General features: G+C 63.6%; 14 protein-coding genes. 1 reads left to right on the forward strand and 13 read right to left on the reverse strand.

The window, feature by feature from the left end; all coding sequences use genetic code 11:
- Position 1: 1 nt before the first annotated feature.
- The 13 genes from IFT57_RS22900 to IFT57_RS22960 all read right to left on the reverse strand — a co-directional run bounded on the left by IFT57_RS22900 (position 2) and on the right by IFT57_RS22960 (position 15,548).
- Positions 2 to 892 (reverse strand): alpha/beta hydrolase, encoded by an 891-nt coding sequence (locus IFT57_RS22900; protein WP_244657406.1) that lies wholly within the window; start codon positions 890 to 892, stop codon positions 2 to 4.
- Positions 893 to 955: 63 nt separating this feature from the next.
- The gene (locus IFT57_RS22905) at positions 956 to 2,233 is read right to left on the reverse strand and encodes a flavohemoglobin expression-modulating QEGLA motif protein (protein WP_122475052.1); all 1,278 of its coding nucleotides are present in this window, start codon (positions 2,231 to 2,233) and stop codon (positions 956 to 958) included.
- Between the two features lie 58 nt (positions 2,234 to 2,291).
- A complete protein-coding gene (locus IFT57_RS22910; protein ID WP_192152772.1) occupies positions 2,292 to 3,002 on the reverse strand; it encodes a TetR family transcriptional regulator in 711 nt (236 codons plus the stop codon).
- A 205-nt stretch (positions 3,003 to 3,207) separates the two neighbouring features.
- Entirely contained in the window at positions 3,208 to 4,710 is a 1,503-nt protein-coding gene (gene lysS, locus IFT57_RS22915) for a lysine--tRNA ligase (RefSeq protein WP_192152773.1), read from the reverse strand.
- 109 nt (positions 4,711 to 4,819) lie between these two features.
- Positions 4,820 to 5,915 (reverse strand): peptide chain release factor 2 gene (gene prfB / locus IFT57_RS22920; RefSeq protein WP_122742474.1). Its coding sequence is split into 2 segments (ribosomal slippage): positions 4,820 to 5,842 and positions 5,844 to 5,915, totalling 1,095 coding nucleotides; the frame shifts between segments, so codons are not numbered across the junction.
- 215 nt (positions 5,916 to 6,130) lie between these two features.
- Positions 6,131 to 7,144 (reverse strand): diguanylate cyclase, encoded by a 1,014-nt coding sequence (locus tag IFT57_RS22925; protein WP_122475057.1) that lies wholly within the window; start codon positions 7,142 to 7,144, stop codon positions 6,131 to 6,133.
- A gap of 39 nt (positions 7,145 to 7,183) precedes the next feature.
- Positions 7,184 to 8,194, reverse strand: a complete 1,011-nt coding sequence (gene cheB / locus IFT57_RS22930) for a chemotaxis response regulator protein-glutamate methylesterase (RefSeq protein WP_192152774.1) — start codon at positions 8,192 to 8,194, stop codon at positions 7,184 to 7,186.
- The gene (locus tag IFT57_RS22935; protein WP_192152775.1) at positions 8,191 to 10,497 is read right to left on the reverse strand and encodes a hybrid sensor histidine kinase/response regulator; all 2,307 of its coding nucleotides are present in this window, start codon (positions 10,495 to 10,497) and stop codon (positions 8,191 to 8,193) included. The genes cheB and IFT57_RS22935 overlap by 4 nt, the downstream gene beginning before the upstream one ends.
- Complete coding sequence (locus tag IFT57_RS22940; protein WP_122795255.1) at positions 10,494 to 11,171, reverse strand: chemotaxis protein CheW; 678 nt, start codon at positions 11,169 to 11,171, stop codon at positions 10,494 to 10,496. The genes IFT57_RS22935 and IFT57_RS22940 overlap by 4 nt, the downstream gene beginning before the upstream one ends.
- Positions 11,168 to 12,436: a CheR family methyltransferase gene (locus IFT57_RS22945; RefSeq protein WP_192152776.1), complete on the reverse strand. Its 1,269-nt coding sequence runs from the start codon at positions 12,434 to 12,436 to the stop codon at positions 11,168 to 11,170. Before IFT57_RS22945 ends, IFT57_RS22940 begins: the two co-directional genes overlap by 4 nt.
- A gap of 16 nt (positions 12,437 to 12,452) precedes the next feature.
- Positions 12,453 to 12,968, reverse strand: coding sequence for a chemotaxis protein CheW (locus tag IFT57_RS22950; RefSeq protein ID WP_192152777.1), 516 nt, complete (start codon positions 12,966 to 12,968; stop codon positions 12,453 to 12,455).
- The gene (locus tag IFT57_RS22955; RefSeq protein ID WP_122475688.1) at positions 12,968 to 14,590 is read right to left on the reverse strand and encodes a methyl-accepting chemotaxis protein; all 1,623 of its coding nucleotides are present in this window, start codon (positions 14,588 to 14,590) and stop codon (positions 12,968 to 12,970) included. The genes IFT57_RS22950 and IFT57_RS22955 overlap by 1 nt, the downstream gene beginning before the upstream one ends.
- 205 nt (positions 14,591 to 14,795) lie before the next feature.
- Positions 14,796 to 15,548 (reverse strand): tellurite resistance TerB family protein, encoded by a 753-nt coding sequence (locus IFT57_RS22960; RefSeq protein ID WP_192152778.1) that lies wholly within the window; start codon positions 15,546 to 15,548, stop codon positions 14,796 to 14,798.
- A 290-nt stretch (positions 15,549 to 15,838) separates the two neighbouring features.
- On the opposite strand from IFT57_RS22960, the gene IFT57_RS22965 reads away from it, so the two are divergent.
- Positions 15,839 to 17,452 carry a glucan biosynthesis protein D gene (locus IFT57_RS22965; protein ID WP_192152779.1) on the forward strand — a complete coding sequence of 538 codons (1,614 nt, stop codon included), beginning with the start codon at positions 15,839 to 15,841 and terminating at the stop codon, positions 17,450 to 17,452.
- Positions 17,453 to 17,476 lie beyond the last annotated feature (24 nt).

Below are 17,476 nucleotides of genomic sequence, written 5' to 3' on the forward strand. Positions count from 1 at the left end.
TTCACGGGTGATTGGGCACTTCTCCCAACCGTCGGATGCCGTTGAAGTGCTGCGGGTCCTCCAGGTAGCGCAGCATGACCTGGCGCCACGTCGGGTCGGCGAAGGTCTGAACATGACCGCCGCGAGTCAGCTGCAGGACTCGCGGCAGCGGTGCCTGCTTGTAAAGTGCGATACCGTTGGCCAAGGGTACGATAGGGTCATCCATGCTCTGGAAAAGCAGCGCGGGTGTGCCCTCGAGCTGGGCAATGGAGCGAATCGCGCTGTCGCTGTCGGGCACCAGCCACGATAGCGGCACCTGCAGTGGCCAGGTCAGCCATGACGTGCTCAGTGCGTACTGGCCAACGGCACGGTAACTGGCGGGTACGCCATCGAGCACCACGGCCTGGAGGCGCTGACGCTGGCTGGGGTGTTGGGCCAGGTAGTGCACGGCCATGGCGCCACCCAGGCTTTGCCCCAGCAGGACCAACGGCTTGGCCTGCACCTCGGGCTTGGCTGCCAGCCAGACGAACGCTGCGTCGATGTCCTGGTAGATCGCCGGCAGGCTGGGCGAGCCCTCCGAAACGCCGTAGCCACGGTAGTCGAGCATCAGCACCTGGTAGCCCTGTTCGGGCAACCACCAACTGCCCCCGAGGTGCCAGGCCAGGTTGCCGCCGTTGCCGTGCAGGTGCAGCACGGTGCCCTTGACCTCCACGCCGGGCTTGGCGGGCAGCCACCAACCGTGCAGGCGGGTGCCATCGGTGGCCGTCAGGCTGACGTCCTCGAAGGCCAGCCCGGCTTTTTCCGGCGTGAACGGCAAACCCTGCTCGGGGTAGAACAATAATGAGCTGCAGCCAGTCAGTAGCGCGGTCAGTAGCAGCAGCGCTGGCAGGCGTCGCGGCAGGCAGGCCATCATGTGCAACGTCCGGACGCGGCTCGCGCCGCTGCTACAGGGAAGCGGTGCAGCCGCGTCGGCAGGTCAGAGGATGTTCGAGTAGTCGGCTTCAATTCGGTCCAGGCTCAGGTGATTGAGGAAGTTCGAGAAGCACATCCAGGCGGACAGTGCATTCATGTCGCGGAACTGTTCGGGCAGGTACTTGGGCGGCGTCACCAGCCCTTCGTCGACCAGTTGGCGCAGCGTGCGCATGTCCTCCAGGGTGGTCTTGCCACAAAACAGCAGCGGCACCTGTTCCAGCTTGCCCTTGCGCACGGCCAGCTGAATGTAGTTGTAGACCATGATGAAGCCTTTCAGGTACGACAGGTCCTTGGTGAACGGCAGACCGGTCGGAGTCGAGCCGCGGAACACTCGGCTGGCGTTGCCATAGGCCTCGGGCATTTCGAAGCCTTCTTCGCGGAAGAATTCGAACACCTGCAGGAAGTCGGCGCCCTCCTCGACCATGTGGATCGCGCGCGTACGATTGGTCAGCTTGCGCAGACGGCTCGGGTAGGAAGCGAAGGCAATCACTTCCATCAGAATGGCCAGGCCTTCCTGGGTCACCGTGGACGATGGCGGCCCCTTGGACAGAAAGGTGCAGATCGGCTGGTTCTGGCCGTTGAGGGTGGTGGCAACATGGACCAGGCCCTCGTGCACTTCGAGCGCGCGCACATCGCGTTCGTTGAACATGGCATCACTGCGGATCTTGATGTAGTCCGCGCCTGCGGCAGCGTCGGCGACGATACCATCGGATTCGAACACGCGGATGGTGCCCTCGGTTTCGCCGAACACCCGGTTGAGGCGCCCTTGCAGCATGTTCACTGCATCCTTGGCGGTCAGGGTCTTGGCTTCGTCCTTGAGATCGCCGCGCCCGGCAATGTTGTTCAGGTAATCGGAGAGCATCAGGCCGAGGTCGGCCAAGGTCGGATCGCCAGCATGAAACGCATCCGACGCGGCGCCGTACAGCTCCTGCGAGATCAGGCCGAAGTCCTCGGTGCCGCGTGCCTCGAGCATGCGCACCACCATGCGGTACTCCTTGCACATGCGCCGCATGATCTGCCCGACCGGGTTGAACTGGCCGAGCTGACGGGTGATGTCGCGCTCGATGTTCTGGAATTCCAGCTTGACCGCACTGGAGTCGAAGCCCAGGGCGCGATTCTGGTAATAGTCGCGGTCGACCGCAGGCATCTGCTTGCCGCCCGCCTGCAGAAAGCCGTGACGAATGGAGTCGTCCCATTTCACCGCATCGAGCACGCGGATCGGCGTCTGCGCGTGCACGATGCGGTCGGACAGGTCTCGAATCGTCTGCTGATACTCGTCCACCGTACTGCTCCTCGTTCTGGCTCGGCCCGCCGGCAGCGGACCTCTCACTGCATGGGGCTCAGCTCAGTACCCACTGCATGAAACGGGTAAGGATGCCGAGCATTTCTCGGTCGGCATCGGCAGGGGCACTGGCCAGCAGCCCCTGATATTCCATCCGCCCGATAATCGCCGTCAACACCTGTGCGTCCTGCGACGGTTCGCGCGAGCCAAGCACCTCGAGCATCTGCCGCCCGCCCTGCAGAAGAATGTCCTGATGCGCCAGCACCAGTTCGGCCAGGCGCGGGTTGAGCAACGCTTCCTGACGAAAGGCCTGCTCGGCGATCAAGTGGTCGCGACGGGTCTGCAACTGATGCGTAACGTAGTCGGCAGTCAGGCGGGCGATTTCGTCGGCCAGTGCGGCGCGGGCCTGAGGGCTGCCGTCGCCACTGGCGATCAGGGCGCGCAGCAACTCTTCGGTGTTGCTCCACAGCTTGGCCATGAACACGGCGCTGCGCTCGACGTACTGAGCGAAGGCATCGTTGAGCAGGTCATCGATGTCCTTGAAGTAGTAAGTGGTGGCCGACAGCGGCACCCCGGCTTCGGCGGCCACGGCGCGATGGCGCACGCCCCGCACACCATCGCGCACAACGATGCGCATGGCGGCATCGAGGATTTCCTGGCGGCGCAGTTCACTGCCCTGGCGGCTGGCCTTGCGGCCTTGATACTGGACGTTGAGGGCCAGCGTCGAGGCAACGCTGGCGGCTCCCTGTCTGGGTGTGGCTGGGATCACTGCTCGTATCCTTTGAGTGAGTGGGAGTGGGTGCGGGCCCCGACGCGGCTTGCGCCGCTGCTACACGATAGCGTAATCGCCTGTCACGACGGCGTGAGATCGCAATCCCTGTAGCAGCGGCGCGAGCCGCGTCGGCGGCCGGCAATGACACCGCTGACCTGCGCTCATAAAAAAGCCGCCCCATGGGGCGGCTGATCAACGACCGTCAGGCTTGTGGTCGCATGTGCGGGAACAGGATCACATCGCGGATCGAAGGCGAGTCGGTCAGCAGCATGACCAGGCGGTCGATGCCGATGCCCTCACCGGCCGTGGGCGGCATGCCGTATTCCAGCGCCCGAACGAAGTCGGCGTCGTAGTGCATGGCCTCGTCGTCGCCGGCGTCCTTGTCCGCCACCTGGGCCATGAAGCGTGCGGCCTGGTCTTCGGCATCATTGAGCTCGGAGTAGGCATTGGCGATTTCGCGGCCGCCGATGAACAGCTCGAAGCGATCGGTGACGTTGGGGTTGTCGTCATTGCGGCGCGCCAGTGGCGACACCTCGAACGGATACTGGGTGATGAAGTGCGGCTGCTCGAGCTTGTGCTCGACCAGTTCTTCGAAAATCATCACCTGCAGCTTGCCCAGCCCTTCGAAACCCAGCACCTTGGCACCGGCCTTCTTGGCGATGGCACGGGCCTTGTCGACATCGTTGAGGTCGTCTGCCGTCAGCTCGGGGTTGTACTTGAGGATCGAGTCGAACACCGACAGGCGCACGAACGGCTCGCCGAAATGGAACACCTTGTCGCCATAGGGCACGTCGGTGCTGCCCAGTACCAACTGGGCCAGCTCACGGAACAGCTCTTCGGTGAGGTCCATGTTGTCTTCGTAGTCGGCGTAGGCCTGATAGAACTCGAGCATGGTGAACTCGGGGTTGTGCCGAGTCGAAACGCCTTCGTTGCGGAAGTTGCGGTTGATCTCGAAAACCTTTTCGAAGCCACCGACCACCAAGCGCTTGAGGTACAGCTCCGGGGCGATGCGCAGGAACATTTCCATGTCCAGGGCATTGTGGTGAGTTTCGAACGGCTTGGCCGCGGCGCCGCCGGGAATGGTCTGCAGCATCGGCGTTTCGACTTCGAGGAAGTCGCGCTTGGCCAGGAAGCTGCGAATGTGGGCGATGACCTGGGAGCGCACACGGAAGGTGTCGCGCACCTCCTCGTTGACGATCAGGTCGACGTAGCGCTGACGGTAGCGCTGCTCGGTATCGACCAGGCCGTGGTGCTTGTCGGGCAGCGGGCGCAGCGACTTGGTCAGCAAGCGCACACTGGTCATCTCGACGTAGAGGTCGCCCTTGCCGGAACGGGCCAGGGTGCCTTCGGCGGCAATGATGTCGCCCATGTCCCAGGTTTTCACCTGCGCCAGGGTTTCTTCGGGCAGGGTCTTGCGATTGACGTAGACCTGGATGCGCCCGGTCATGTCCTGGATCACCATGAACGAGCCACGGTTGAGCATGATGCGACCGGCGACCTTGACCGGAATCGCCGCTTCGGCGAGCTCTTCCTTGGTCTTGTCGACGTACTGCTTCTGCAAGTCGCCTGCATAGCTGTCGCGACGAAAATCGTTGGGGAAGGCCTGGCCCTGGGCGCGCACGGCAGCAAGCTTTTCCTTGCGCAGGGCGATCAGGCTGTTCTCTTCCTGTTGCAGGTCTTGCGGGTCGGGTTGTTGGTCGCTCATGTTCTGATTTTCCATCACGGGTTCGTTGCTCCCGACTGAGGCGTCGGGATCGCGGGCAGGCCAGCCGTGGCAGGCCGACGCGGTGGGTGCGCCAGCCTGCCAGGCGGTGTTACAGCCCTTGTTTCAAGCTGGCTTCGAGGTACTCGTCGATGTCGCCGTCGAGCACCTTGTCGCAGTCGCTGCGTTCGATGTTGGTGCGCAGATCCTTGATCCGCGAAGCGTCGAGCACATAGGAGCGAATCTGGTGACCCCAGCCGATGTCCGACTTGCTGTCCTCCATCGCCTGCGAGGCCGCGTTGCGCTTCTGCACTTCCTGCTCGTACAGGCGCGCACGCAACATCTTCATCGCCGTGTCCTTGTTGGCATGCTGCGAGCGTTCGTTCTGGCAGCTGACCACGGTATTGGTCGGCACGTGGGTGATACGCACCGCCGAGTCGGTGGTGTTGACGTGCTGGCCACCGGCACCGGAGGAGCGGTAGGTGTCGATGCGCAAGTCGGCCGGATTGATGTCGATCTCGATGTTGTCATCGATTTCCGGCGAGACGAACACGGCCGAGAACGAAGTGTGGCGACGGTTGCCGGAGTCGAACGGGCTCTTGCGCACCAGGCGGTGGACACCGATTTCGGTGCGCAGCCAACCGAAGGCGTACTCGCCCTTGATGTGCAGGGTGGCGCCCTTGATACCGGCGACTTCACCGGCCGACAGCTCCATGATGGTAGTGTCGAAGCCGCGCTTGTCGGCCCAGCGCAAGTACATGCGCAACAGTATGTTGGCCCAGTCCTGCGCTTCGGTGCCGCCGGAGCCGGCCTGGATGTCCAGGTAGGCGTTGTTGGCGTCCATTTCGCCGCTGAACATGCGGCGGAATTCCAGCTTCTCGAGCTGGGCGCGCAGGCGCTCGACTTCGGCGGAAACGTCGTCGACGGCGCCTTGGTCTTCTTCTTCGGCCGCCATTTGCAGCAGGTCCTTTGCGTCGCTCAGGCCGGCGTTCATTTCGTCGAGGGTGTCGACGATCTGCGCCAGCAGCGAACGCTCGCGGCCCAGTTCCTGAGCGTAGGCAGGGTTGTTCCAGACAGCGGGATCTTCAAGCTCGCGATTGACTTCGGTCAGACGCTCATGCTTTTGATCGTAGTCAAAGATACCCCCGAATGGTTTCGGAGCGCTCGGACAGGTCCTTGATGCTGTTAAGGATCGGGTTGATTTCCATGGCGGGCAGCTCTCGTGCGTAACGTGTCAAAAGCCGGAGAGTATACCGCAGCCGGCCAATGACAGCAGCCCGCCGAGCAGGGGATGCGCGTTTTTTTTGGGAAGATGTGGCCGCCCCTTTCGCGGCCGCTGACCGCTCCCACAGGGAGGTTTGCGCTGTTGTGGTCCCGTGGGAGCGGTCAGCGGCCGCGAAAAACGTACCGCCGCTACAACGCCCTAGCCCTGATCCCCGACCACCACCTGATTGCGCCCGGCATGCTTGGCCGTATACAGGCCCTTGTCGGCGGCCAGGATCAGCTCGCGGCAATGACTGCCCTGCTGCGGGGTCATGGTCGACAGCCCGATGCTCACCGTCAGGCAGGCATCGGCCTGGGGTGCGATGTGAGGGATGTTCAGTGCGGCAATGGTCTGGCGCAGTTTTTCGGCGACCAGCCGCGCACCGCCTGGCGAGGTACCCGGCAGCACCAGGGCGAACTCTTCGCCGCCATAGCGCGCCGGCAGGTCGCTGGAGCGGTTGCTGGAATGGCGAATGGCGTCAGCCACGCGGCGAAGGGCTTCGTCGCCAGCCAGGTGGCCGAAGTTGTCGTTGTAGGACTTGAAGTAGTCGACGTCGATCATCAACAGCGACAGCTGGGTCTTGTCACGCATTGCGCGACGCCATTCCAGTTCAAGGTACTCGTCGAAATGACGGCGATTGGAAAGCGCCGTCAAGCCATCGGAGTTCATCAGCCGCTGCAGCACCAGGTTGGTGTCGAGCAGCTGCTGCTGACTCACGCGCAGCGCGCGGTAGGCTTCGTCGCGCTGCAGCAGGGTCAGGTACGACTTGGAGTGATAGCGTATGCGCGCCACCAGCTCGATGGTATCGGGCAGCTTGACCAGGTAATCGTTGGCGCCTGCGGCGAAGGCGGCGCTCTTGATCAGTGGGTCTTCCTTGGTCGACAGAACGATGATCGGAATATCCTGGGTGGCCGGATGGTTGCGATAGTCACGCACCAGCGACAGGCCGTCGAGCCCCGGCATGATCAAGTCCTGGAGGATCACCGTCGGCTTGATGCGCATGGCCTGATTGATGGCCTGCTGCGGATCGGCGCAAAAGTGGAAGTCGATGTTGGCCTCGTCGCTGAGACTGCGACGGATGGCTTCACCAATCATGGCCTGGTCGTCCACCAGAAGTACCATCGACTTGTTGTTGTCGTTGGACCTGAAGGCTTCGATCTGTAGATCAATCATGCGTTGTCACCTGGATACTGCCTACGCGGTGGCTCGAGTTCATCGTGAAAATACGTCCATCAGTCGGGGTGCGATCCGCTCCAGCGGACGAATTTCAACAGCTGCGTCAATGGCCGCCGCCGCTTTCGGCATTCCGTAGACCGCGCTGCTCTGCTGGTCCTGCGCGATGGTCAAGAAGCCGCGCTGACGCATCGACTTCAAGCCCTGTGCGCCGTCGCGGCCCATGCCGGTGAGCAGTACGCCCACCGCATCGCCATTCCAGAATTGCGCCACGCTTCGGAAAAAAACATCTATGGAGGGCCGGTAGATCTCGTCCACCGGTTCTGCCGTGTAGGTTAAGGTACCATTTTTCAGCAGACGAATATGATGATTGGTGCCTGCCAGTAGCACAGTGCCAGCCAACGGCGTTTCACCGTCGCGGGCCAGACGCACCGGCAAGCCGGCTGCGCTGCTCAGCCACTCGGCCATTCCGGCGGCGAACACCTGGTCCACGTGCTGGACCAGCACGATGGCCGCCGGGTAATCGCGCGGCAACCCCTTGAGCAGGATTTCCAGGGCGGCCGGGCCGCCGGCCGACGAGCCGATGGCCACCAGTTTCTGCCGCACCCCGCCCGAACGCGGCAGCGGCAACTCGCTGCGCACCGCCGGGCTGCGCTGTCCCACCAGCCAACCGATGTTGAAGATCTTGCGCAGCAACGGCGCCGCCGCTTCGCGAGCGTCGCCCACCCCCAGCGTCGGCGTATCGACCACATCCAGGGCACCGTGCCCCATGGCCTCGAAGACACGATGAACGTTCTGCTGGCGGTCGACCGTGACGATGACGATGGCGCAGGGCGTATTGGCCATGATCTGTCGGGTGGCTTCCACGCCGTCCATCACGGGCATGATCAGATCCATCAGGATCAGGTCCGGGGTTACGGCCTGACAGCGCTCGACTGCCTCGCGACCGTTGGCGGCCACCCACACCACGTCATGGGACGGTTCCAGCGCGATCGCCCGGCGCAGCGCCTCCACGGCCATGGGCATGTCATTGACGATAGCGATCCTCATCCCCGCGCCCCTCCGATCAATTCAACCACCGCATCGAGCAAGGCGTCGTCGTGGAAACTGGCCTTGGCCAGGTAATAATCGGCCCCGGCGTCGAGGCCGCGGCGGCGGTCCTCTTCCCGGTCCTTGTAGGACACCACCATGACCGGCAACGACTGCAGGCGGCTGTCGCGGCGCAGCAGGGTCACCAACTCGATACCGTCCATGCGCGGCATGTCGATGTCGGTGATCAGCAGGTCGAAGTCTTCGCTGCGCAACGCGTTCCAGCCATCCATGCCGTCGACGGCCACCGCCACGTCATAGCCACGATGGCTGAGCAGCTTGCGCTGCAGCTCGCGGACGGTGAGCGAATCATCCACCACCAGTACCCGTTTGCGGGCTGATTCGACCTGCTGGCTGCGTTTGTCGATACGCTCCAGACGGCCAGTATTGAGCAGCTTTTCCACCGAGCGGAACATGTCTTCGACGTCGATGATCAGTACCACCGAACCGTTGTCGAGCAAGGCACCGGCGGAAATATCCTGGACCTTGCCCAGGCGGGCGTCCAGCGGCAACACTACCAAGGTGCGCTCACCGATGAAGCGTTCCACGGCCACGCCGTAGATCGCCTCGCGGTCGCGGATCACCACCACCTTGAGACTCGCTTCACCGGCCTGGCTGGCCGGTCTCTGCAGCAGCTGGCTAGCCGCAACCAGCCCGACATGGCGGTTCTGGTACCAGAAGTGCTGGCGGCCCTCGAGCTGGATGATGTCTTCGGCCGGCAGGTCCATGGTGTGTTCGATGTGGGCCAGCGGAAACGCATAGGCCTCGCCCCCCACTTCCACAGCCAGGCTGCGCGCCACCGACAAGGTCAGCGGCACCTCGATATGGAAGCGACTGCCCTGCCCTGGCACTTGGATCAGTTCGACCGAGCCGCGCAGCTGGCGAATCAGGTGCAATACCGCATCCAGGCCAACGCCGCGGCCCGAGACCTCGGTCACCGTGTCGCGCATGCTGAAGCCGGGCAGGAACAGAAAGCTCAGCAGCTCTTCTTCACTGAGCTGCTCCACCGTATCGGCGGCCGACAAACCGCGCTGGACGATGCTGCGCCGCAGCGCGGCGAGGTCGACACCTGCCCCGTCGTCACTCAGTTCCACCACCAGCAATCCTGCCTGGTGCGAAGCACGCAGCACCACGCGACCTTCGGCAGGCTTGCCGGCCAGCAATCGCTGTTCTGCAGTTTCGATACCGTGGTCGACGGCGTTGCGCAGCAGGTGGGTCAAGGGCGCTTCGAGCTTCTCCAGCACGTCGCGATCGACCTGGGTCTTCTCGCCTTCGATATCCAGGCGCACCTGCTTGCCCAATGACCGGCCGAGGTCGCGGACCATGCGTTCCTGTCCACCGAGCATGTCGGCGAATGGGCGCATGCGGCAAGCCAGCGCCGTGTCGTAGAGCAACTGCGCGCGCTGGCTGGCCTGCCAGCCGAAATCGTCCAGTTCGGCAGTTTGCTGCAGCAGCATCTGCTGGGTCTGATCCAGCAGCGACTGCGCCTGCGCCAGGGCGTCGCGCACCTCGGCGCTGTGGCCCTCGAGCTGCAACTGTTCGGCAAGCCCGCCAAGCGCGCGGATGCTTTGCGCCTGCATGCGCTTGAGGCGCTGCATGGTCAGCAGATAGGGCTTGAGCCGCTGGGTTTCGACCAGCGACTTGCTCGACAGGTCCAGCAGGCTGTTCAGGCGTTCCGCCGTGACCCGCAGCACGCGCTCGCCGGTATCGCTGACCCGGCGCGCCCGGCTGGCAGGAAGTTCGGCCGCCGGGTCGTCCTGGCCCGGCATCGCTTGCGACGGATCGATGTCCCGAGGCGGCTCGGGCGTGACCTCCATGGGCAGCGCGGCCGGGACAGGCGCGCTGATCTGCACCTGCGCCGCAGAGGCCGCCAACGGGTCCATCACCGCGGCCATCTGCGTCTCGTAGGCCTCGATATCGGCGGTACCGGGTGCGCCAGGCCCGGGCGTGCCGATGCGCATCAGCAGGTCGGTGCCCAACAGTAACGCATCGATGTGTTCGGGCATCAGGTAGACGCGCCGCTCCTGCGCCGCGACCAGGCAATCTTCCATCACGTGAGCCACACGCACCCCGGCATCGAGGCCGACGATGCGGGCGGCCCCCTTGAGCGAGTGGGCCGCGCGCATGCACGCTTCCAGTTGATCGGCCTGGGTCGGATTGCGTTCCAGGGCCAGCAGCCCGGCATTGAGCACCTGGGTCTGGGCCTCGGCTTCCAGGCTGAACAGCTCCAGCAACGAGGCGTCGCGCATCTGTTCCGGGGTCATGTCAGGCTCCGGTTCATGGCGATCAGCAGCGCCTTGTCATCGAGCAGGCGCACACTGCGCTGGCGAAACGGCAAAACGCCTTGGGTGAAACGGGCGCCCGCCTGGGTGGTGGCGGTAGACGCCTGTTCGAGCTCGACCAGGTCGATCCGATGAATGCCATCCACTTCTTCCACCGGTACCACCACCGAGCCGCCGTCTATGGCGATGATCAGCATGCGCGGCATGACCCGCGCCGACGCGGCCGGCGCCACGTGCTGGGTATCGATGCCGAGAAGTTCCTCCAACGCCAGGCATGGCACCAGCGCGCCGCGCACGTTAGCGACCCCGCGCAAGGCACGCGAACGCTGGTGCGGCAGCGAATGCACTGCCTGCACCGGGGCCACTTCGACCAGGCAGCGGGTGGCCAGCGCCAGCCATTCATCGCCCAGGCGGAACAGCACCAGCGACCTGCTTTCGACACGGCCCAGGGTTTCGCTGTAGTGCATCGGCGCGTGCTGGCGGTCCAGTGCGTAGCGGTCCAGCAGGCGCACGGCCGCCGAGGCATACACCGCGCAATTGCGGCAGTGGATATGTTCAGCCAGCAATGGGCAGGATTTATCGCCATGAATGCCAATACGGTTCCAGCAGTCGTCGATCTGCTGGGCGTCGCTGTCGATCAGGTCCAGGGCGGTCATCGCTTATGCTCCTGGACGTGCGGCCGGTCGTTGCGTGCCGCGCGCTCCTGCAGTCGCCGCGCACCGGCAATGTCGCCCTGGGCGGTGAGCAGCATGGCCAGATGGGCCAGGGCCTCGGCGTGCTGTGGATCGAGGTACAGCGCCTTGCGGTAATAACCTTGCGCCTGCAGGACCTGCCCGCCGACATCACTGAGCAGGCCCAACCAGTAGAACACCTGGGGGTCGGGACCGTGACTGCGCAGAAACGCCTCGCACGCGGCCTGCGCCTCGGCACTCTTGCCTTCGTTGGCCAACCGGGCGATTTGCGCGAGCAGACCGGCGCCATCGCTCGCCACTGCCTCGGCGGCATTGGCCACCGGCAGCGCACGGGTGCGCGTTCGCAAGGGCAACCTGCCCGGCTCGGGCAACAGCTTGATCGGCATCTGCAGGCGCGCCGTTGCCGGAGGCAGCGGTGTGGGCGTTGGTGCAACATGGCGATCGCGGACGAACGCGAAGGACTGGGCAATACCGATCGGGCGCATGCCCAACCGTGCCAGCAGACTGCCTTCGGCAGGACCGATGAACAACGCGCCGTTTTCACAGGTGAGCTTCTTCAGCACTTCGAACACCTGCTGCTGGGTCGGCAGGTCGAAATAGATGAGCAGGTTGCGGCAGAACACGAAGTCATAGGGCAGTTCGCCGCCCAGCAGCAGCGGATCGAGAATGTTGCCGACCTGCAAGCGCACCTGTGCGCGAACCTGAGCATCGAGCAGATACCCCTCATCCGCAGGCGCGAAATGACGGTCGCGAAAGGTCAGCGGCGCGCCGCGAAACGAATTGCGGCCATAGATCCCTCGTGTTGCCCGGGCCACCGACAGGGGGCTGATGTCCACGCCGTCCACACTGAATTGCTGCGGCGCCAGCCCGGCGTCGAGCAAGGCCATGGCGATCGAGTAAGGTTCCTCGCCAGTGGAACACGGCAGGCTGAGGATGCGCAGCGCCACACCAGGCCGTTCGGCGAGCCGCGCCTTGGCGACCTTGCACAGCGCGGCGAAGGACTCGGGGTAACGCATGAACCAGGTTTCCGGGACGATGACCGCCTCGATCAACGCCTGCTGCTCCGCCGCCGAGCCCTGCAGCAGCTTCCAGTAGGCATCCAGGTCGCGGACATGCGCGGCCTGGCTGCGCTGCGCGACCGCGCGCTCGATCAGCGCCGGGCCTACCGAGGCCACGTCCAAGCCGATGCGCTCACGCAGAAAACGCACGAAGCGCTGCTCTTCACCCATCACGATGCTTCACCCATCACCCTGTTTCACCCAATACGGAGGCCGCCAACTGCGGAGCGAAGAGCAAGTCGCGCACCGACGGTTCGAGCAGATCCTGCACCCGCAACCACTGCAACAGCCCCTGGCTGTCTTCAAGCACCGGCCCCAGATAGGGCGTGGCACGGTTGTGCACCCCCAAGGGTTTGAAACCGCCGGGATCGCAGCGAAGGGTTTCGCTGGCGTGTTCGACGATCAGCCCCAGGCGAGCCTCGGGACCGGCCTGCTCGTGCGGATAGTGCACCAGCACCAGACGCGTGCTGGTACGCCGCACGGCAGCCACGCCGAAGCTCAGCGCGCTGACGTCCAGGACCGGCACCACCCGACCACGATGGGCGAACACACCCGCCACCCAGGCCGGGGCATGCGCAACCGGTTTGAGCGGCAGCAGCGGCAGCACCTCAGCGACTTCAAGCGCATCCAGAGCGAAGCGTTCCTGCGCAATGCGAAACAACAGGAACAGCTTGCTGCGCGAAGTGACCGGCAATGCGCTCATCAGACTTTGAAGCGCGAGACGCCGCCGCGCAATCCGGTGGCGACCTGGCTGAGCTCGTCGATGGCAAAGCTGGCCTGACGCAAGGATTCGACCGTCTGGCTGCTGGCATCACCCAACTGCGACAAGGCGTGGTTGATCTGTTCGGCACCGGTTGCCTGGGCCTGCATGCCTTCGTTGACCATGAGCACGCGCGGCGCCAAGGCCTGGACCTGACCGATGATCTGCGACAGCTGATCACCGACCTGTTGTACCTCGAACATGCCGCGGCGCACTTCTTCGGAGAACTTGTCCATGCCCATGACGCCGGCCGACACTGCCGACTGGATCTCTCGCACCATCTGCTCGATGTCGTAGGTGGCCACGGCGGTCTGGTCGGCAAGGCGGCGTACTTCGGTGGCGACCACGGCAAAACCGCGACCGTATTCACCGGCTTTCTCGGCTTCGATGGCAGCGTTGAGCGACAGCAGGTTGGTCTGGTCGGCGACCTTGACGATGGTCACCACCACCTGATTGATATTGCCAGCCTTCTCGTTGAGGATTGCCAGCTTGGCGTTGACCAACTCGGCGGCACCCATCACCTGATGCATGGTTTCTTCCATGCGCGCCAGACCCTGCTGGCCCGAACCGGCCAGCGAGGAAGCCTGATCGGCCGCCGAGGTGACTTCACCCATGGTTCGCACCAGATCACGGGACGTGGCGGCGATCTCTCGCGAGGTTGCGCCGATTTCGGTAGTGGTCGCGGCAGTCTCGGTCGCCGTTGCCTGCTGCTGCTTGGAGGTGGCGGCGATTTCGGTCACCGAGGTGGTGACCTGCACCGAGGACCGTTGCGCCTGGGCGACCAGCGCAGTGAGTTCGGTCATCATGTCGTTGAAGCCCAGCTCGACCTCGTTGAACTCGTCCTTGCGGGCCAGGCTCAGGCGCGTGCTCAGGTCACCGGTACGCATCACTTCGAGAATTCGCACGATCTTCTGCATGGGCGCCATGATGGTGCGCAGCAGCCAGAGCCCGCAGATACCGGCAACGATGATTGCCACCAACAGGGAAATCACCAGGCTGACCTTGGCCGCCGCGACCGAAGCGTCAATGGCGCTGGTGGCCTTCTCGGCCGCTTCACGATTGCGGTCGATCAGGGTATTGAGCTGCTTGCGACCTGCCACCCAGGCGGGCGTGAGGTCGTCGATGGCCATCTGCTGGGCTTCACTGAACTTGCGCAGTCGATAGGCCTCGAGCACATCGGCCAAGGTCTTTTCATAGGTCACGCGCATCCGCGCGAATTCTTCGAAGGCCGCCTGGTCGTCGCTGTCCTGGACGGTGCTGCGGTAATTGGCCATCTGCTGGGTCAGGCGCTCGGCGAAGCTCTTGTACTGGTCTACGTCGGCCGTGAGCAGCTCGCGCTGATAGCTCAAGCCCACCAGTTGTTGGGTGTACACGTAGCTGTCGACCCAGGCGCTGCGGATCATGGAACTGAAGACCACGCCCGGAACGCTGTCGGTGCGCACCTTGGTCTCGTTCGTCTCGATGGTCTGCAGACGTGAGTAGGAGACCACGACCATCAACAGCATGATTGCAATGACAACGGCGAAACTCGCCAGAATGCGGTGGCGCAAGGACCAGTTCTTCACAGTCAACCCTCGAAAATTCCTGCAGCTACAAACGAAAAATCGCCTGAGTATAGCCCTACCTCAGACGATTTCGCGCTGGTACCCGACTTTCCTTCATCCACGAGGGTATTGCCAGTTACGAGCAGATCAAAGCGCCACTATTGCCGACCAACGTCATTTCCGCCGGATGAGCGGCGGCATCAGCCTTCCGACCCGGCGTCCGGCTTCAGACGGCTTCGACTTCGGCCTGACGCACCTGCTTCTCCAGTTCGAGCTTGAGCGCAGGGTCGAGGGCCAACTGCTTGGCCAGCTCGTCCAGATAGGCACGCTCCATGAAGTGCTCCTGATCAACCATCATGACGCTGGCGATGTACATTTCGGCAGCGATCTCCGGTGTCTTGGCTGCCCGCGCCACGTCCGCCGGATCCAGCGGTTTGTTCAGTTCGGCGTGCAGCCACTGCTGCAGTTCGTTGTCCGAATCCAGGCGGGTGAATTCGCCCTCGATCAGCTCGCGCTCGCGATCATCCACGTGGCCATCGGACTTGGCTGCTGCCACCAGCGCCTTGAGGATGGCCTGGCTGTGTTCCTCTACCTGCTGGGGTGGCACTCGGTCGACCGTCTGCGGTTCGCCTCGAGGGGCGTTCTGCTGCTGGGCCTGCCAATTGCCGTAGGCCTTGTAGGCAATCACACCCAATGCCGCCAGTCCGCCGTAGGCCAACGCCTTGCCACCGTACTTGCGCGCGCTCTTGTTGCCGAGCAGCAAGCCCATGGCACCGCCGGTCAACGCACCCTTGCCGCCGGACAGCAGGCCACCCAACGCGCCGCCCGCGCCGCCCTTGCCCGAAAGCAGACCGCCCAGCGCGCCTGCAACGCCACCGGCACCACCGGCACCGCCCAAGGGAGAGGAACTGCCGCCCTTGTTCTTGAGCAGTTCCTGGCCGGATTTGAACAATTGGTCGAGCAAGCCACGCGTGTTCATTTTTTGGTCTCGTCAATGGGAGAAACGTTTGACGAGAGTAAGGGCATTCCGTTGCTCGGCTCGAACGGTGATTTGCTTCGGGATGTTGCGCAAACCTTCGGCCACCGGGGCAAATCCCAGTATCGACCCGCTGAGGCCCGGAAAACTTTTTTACAGGAGTTTGCGAACACATCGGGGATTACGGTATCTGTGTACAGTTCGCTGCGTTTGGACAAGGCAGGCCCAAACCTTCCAATTCGAGCCTCGCAGGTCGCTTGGAGCGACCGAGGTTGATTCAGAACAGGTTATCTATGCACCGCAGGCACCTTCTGAAAGCGTCGATGGCCCTCGCGGCCTATACCGGACTGTCCGGCACCGGGTTGTTCGCTGCCCAGGCCCTTGCCGCCACTGCCGATGGCGAAGCCGAACCGTTCACTTTCGACATGCTCAAGGCCCAGGCCAAGAGCCTCGCCGCGCAGGCTTATGTCAGCAACAAGCAGACCTTGCCGCCGACCTTGGCAAACATGACCCCGCAGCAATTCAATGCGATTGCCTACGACGCCAATCACTCGCTGTGGAATGACCTCAAGGGCCAACTGGACGTGCAGTTCTTCCATGTGGGCATGGGCTTCCGTACGCCGGTGCGCATGTACAGCGTCGACGCCGGTCGCAAACAGGCGCGTGAAGTGCATTTCCACCCGCCACTGTTCGACTACAAGAACACCACGGTCGACACCTTGCAGCTCAAGGGCGACCTGGGCTTTGCCGGCTTCAAACTGTTCAAGGCGCCCAAGCTCGACCGCCACGACGTGGTGTCCTTCCTCGGCGCCAGCTACTTCCGCGCCGTTGATGCCACCGGCCAGTACGGTCTGTCCGCGCGCGGCCTGGCCATCGACACCTATGCCAAGAAGCAGGAAGAATTCCCCGACTTCACCAAGTTCTGGTTCGAGACGCCCGGCAAGGACAGTACCCGCTTCGTGGTCTACGCCCTGCTCGACTCGCCCAGCGCCACGGGTGCCTACCGTTTCGACATCGACTGCCAGGCCGAGCGCGTGGTGATGGACATCGACGCGCACATCCATGCGCGCCAGGACATCGAGCAACTGGGTGTGGCGCCGATGACCAGCATGTTCAGCTGCGGCAACCACGAGCGGCGCATGTGCGACACCATCCATCCGCAAATCCACGACTCCGATCGACTGGCCATGTGGCGCGGCAACGGCGAATGGATCTGCCGGCCGTTGAACAATCCGGACCGGGTGCGCTTCAACGCCTTCGCCGATGTCGATCCGAAAGGCTTCGGCCTGATCCAGACCGACCACGACTTCAGCAACTACCAGGACACGGTCGATTGGTACCACAAGCGGCCCAGCCTGTGGGTCGAGCCCACCACCGCCTGGGGCGAAGGCTCCATCGACCTGGTGGAACTGCCGACCACCGGTGAAACCATGGACAACATCGTTGCGTTCTGGACACCCAAGTCACCCGTCAAGGCCGGCGATGCCCTGAATTTCGGTTACAAGCTGTACTGGAGTGCGCTGGCGCCGATCGGTACGCCGCTGGCCCGGGTCGCGGCGACGCGCTCGGGGATGGGCGGTTTCACCGAAGGCTGGGCACCGGGCGAGCACTATCCGAATGTCTGGGCGCGGCGTTTCGCCGTGGATTTCGCCGGTGGCGGGCTCGAGTCGCTGAAAACGCCGATCGAGCCCATCATCACGGCCTCGGGTGGCAAGGTGCAGGATATTCAGGTACTTGAATTGCCCGATATCAAAGGCTTCCGCGTGCTGTTCGACTGGTACCCGACCAGCGACAGCGTCGATCCGGTGGACATGCGTCTGTTCATCAAGACCCAGGGCCGCACCCTCAGCGAAACCTGGCTCTACCAGTACCTGCCGCCCGCGCCGGAGAAACGCAAGTACGTATGATGCGGTAACCCGCCCCCGTATCCT

Source organism: Pseudomonas sp. CFBP 13719 (assembly GCF_014842095.1).
Classification (GTDB): domain Bacteria; phylum Pseudomonadota; class Gammaproteobacteria; order Pseudomonadales; family Pseudomonadaceae; genus Aquipseudomonas.